We start from the raw sequence: 2,276 nt of genomic DNA on the forward strand, positions 1-2,276 counted from the left end.
GGGGGGGGGGGGGGGGCCCGAGCCGCCCCCCCCCCCCCGGCGGGTTTTCCGGGCCCCCCGCCGGCCGGCCGGGGGCCGGCTTTTTCGCCGTCCCCGCCCCGCCCCGCCGCCGTGGGGGGGGGCCCGGTTCCTGATCGGATGGTGCCGAGGTCTGGCTTCCCGGTGAATGACTGGATATATTCAGTCTCGGTAAGTCTGAATGAATTCATCCGCAAGGAGGCCGGAGCATGGTGGAGCAGGTGAGCGGCCCGCGTGAGGTCCGCGCGGCACGTGGGACGCAGCTGACCACGCAGGGCTGGCAGCAGGAGGCCGCCCTGCGGATGCTCATGAACAACCTCGACCCCGAGGTTGCCGAGCACCCGTCCAAGCTGGTCGTGTACGGCGGCACCGGCAAGGCCGCCCGCGACTGGCGCTCGTACGACGCCATGGTCCGCACCCTGCAGAACCTCAAGCAGGACGAGACCATGCTGGTCCAGTCCGGCCGGCCGGTCGGCGTCATGCAGACCCACGAGTGGGCGCCTCGGGTGCTGATCGCCAACTCGAACCTGGTCGGCGACTGGGCGAACTGGGAGGAGTTCCGGCGCCTGGAGTCGCTCGGCCTCACCATGTACGGCCAGATGACCGCCGGTTCGTGGATCTACATCGGCACCCAGGGCATCCTCCAGGGCACCTACGAGACCTTCGGCGCCGTCGCGGCCAAGAAGTTCAACAACACCCTCGAGGGCACCATCACCCTCACCGCCGGTCTCGGCGGCATGGGCGGCGCCCAGCCGCTCGCCGTCACCATGAACGGCGGCGTGGCGATCTGCGTCGACTGCGACCCGTCCCGGATCGCCCGCCGGATCGAGCACCGCTACCTCGACGTCGAGGCCAAGAACCTCGACCACGCCCTCCAGCTGGCCGTCGAGGCCCGCGACAAGAAGCAGCCGCTCTCCATCGGCCTGCTCGGCAACGCCGCCGAGATCTTCCCGCAGCTGCTCGCGATGGACGCGCCGATCGACATCGTCACCGACCAGACCAGCGCCCACGACCCGCTGAGCTACCTGCCGATCGGCGTCGCCTTCGACGACATGGCCGACTATGCGGCCGCCAAGCCCGCCGAGTTCACCCAGCGCTCGCGCGAGTCGATGGCCCGCCACGTGGAGGCGATGGTCGGCTTCCAGGACCGCGGCGCCGAGGTCTTCGACTACGGCAACTCCATCCGCGGCGAGGCCCAGCTCGCGGGCTACGACCGGGCGTTCGCCTTCCCCGGCTTCGTCCCGGCGTACATCCGCCCGCTGTTCTGCGAGGGCAAGGGCCCGTTCCGCTGGGCGGCGCTCTCCGGCGACGCGCAGGACATCTACAAGACCGACAAGGCCGTGCTCGACCTCTTCCCGGAGAACGAGTCGCTGCACCGCTGGATCAAGATGGCCCAGGAGAAGGTGCACTTCCAGGGCCTGCCGGCGCGCATCTGCTGGCTCGGCTACGGCGAGCGCGACAAGGCCGGCGAGCGCTTCAACGACATGGTCGCCTCCGGCGAGCTCTCCGCCCCGATCGTGATCGGCCGCGACCACCTGGACTGCGGTTCGGTCGCCTCCCCGTACCGCGAGACCGAGGCCATGCTGGACGGCTCCGACGCGATCGCCGACTGGCCGCTGCTCAACGCCATGGTCAACGTCGCCTCCGGCGCCTCCTGGGTCTCCATCCACCACGGCGGCGGCGTCGGCATCGGCCGCTCGATCCACGCCGGCCAGGTCACCGTCGCCGACGGCACCGCGCTGGCCGGCGAGAAGATCCGCCGGGTGCTCACCAACGACCCGGGCATGGGCGTCATCCGGCACGTCGACGCGGGCTACGACCGCGCGGTCGAGGTCGCCGACGAGCGGGGCGTGCGCGTCCCCATGGGCGAGCTGTGACCGACGGCTTCCAGCGGATGTGGGCGGAGCTGCTCCCGGTGGGCCGCTCCGCCTCCTCCGGCGGCTACCGCCGCTTCGCCTGGAACTCCGCGGACGCCGAGTGCCGGGCCTGGTTCGAGGAGCAGGCCCGCGCCCGCGGCCTGCACTACGAACTCGACCGCAACGGCAACCAGTGGGCCTGGCTCGGCGACCCGCGGGGCGAGGGCGCGATCGTCACCGGCTCGCACCTGGACTCCGTGCCGGACGGCGGCGCCTTCGACGGCCCGCTCGGCGTGGTCTCCTCCTTCGCGGCCCTGGACGAAAACCGCGCCCGCCGCGCCGAGTTAGCCCGGGCGGCGGCCCAAGGGAAAATAGGCGCCGAGGTGGGCGCCCCGGGAGGCG

General features: G+C 71.8%; 1 protein-coding gene and 1 pseudogene. Both read left to right on the top strand.

Features of this window, described 5'->3' with window-relative positions:
• The first annotated feature begins 239 nt into the window (after positions 1-239).
• Entirely contained in the window at positions 240-1,895 is a 1,656-nt protein-coding gene (gene hutU / locus ACFV0G_RS35615) for a urocanate hydratase (RefSeq protein WP_380556889.1), read from the top strand.
• A gap of 17 nt (positions 1,896-1,912) precedes the next feature.
• Positions 1,913-2,276: pseudogene (locus tag ACFV0G_RS35620) on the top strand (allantoate amidohydrolase); the annotation flags it as partial.

It is taken from the genome of Kitasatospora sp. NPDC059571 (genome assembly GCF_042735675.1).
Taxonomy (GTDB): domain Bacteria; phylum Actinomycetota; class Actinomycetes; order Streptomycetales; family Streptomycetaceae; genus Kitasatospora.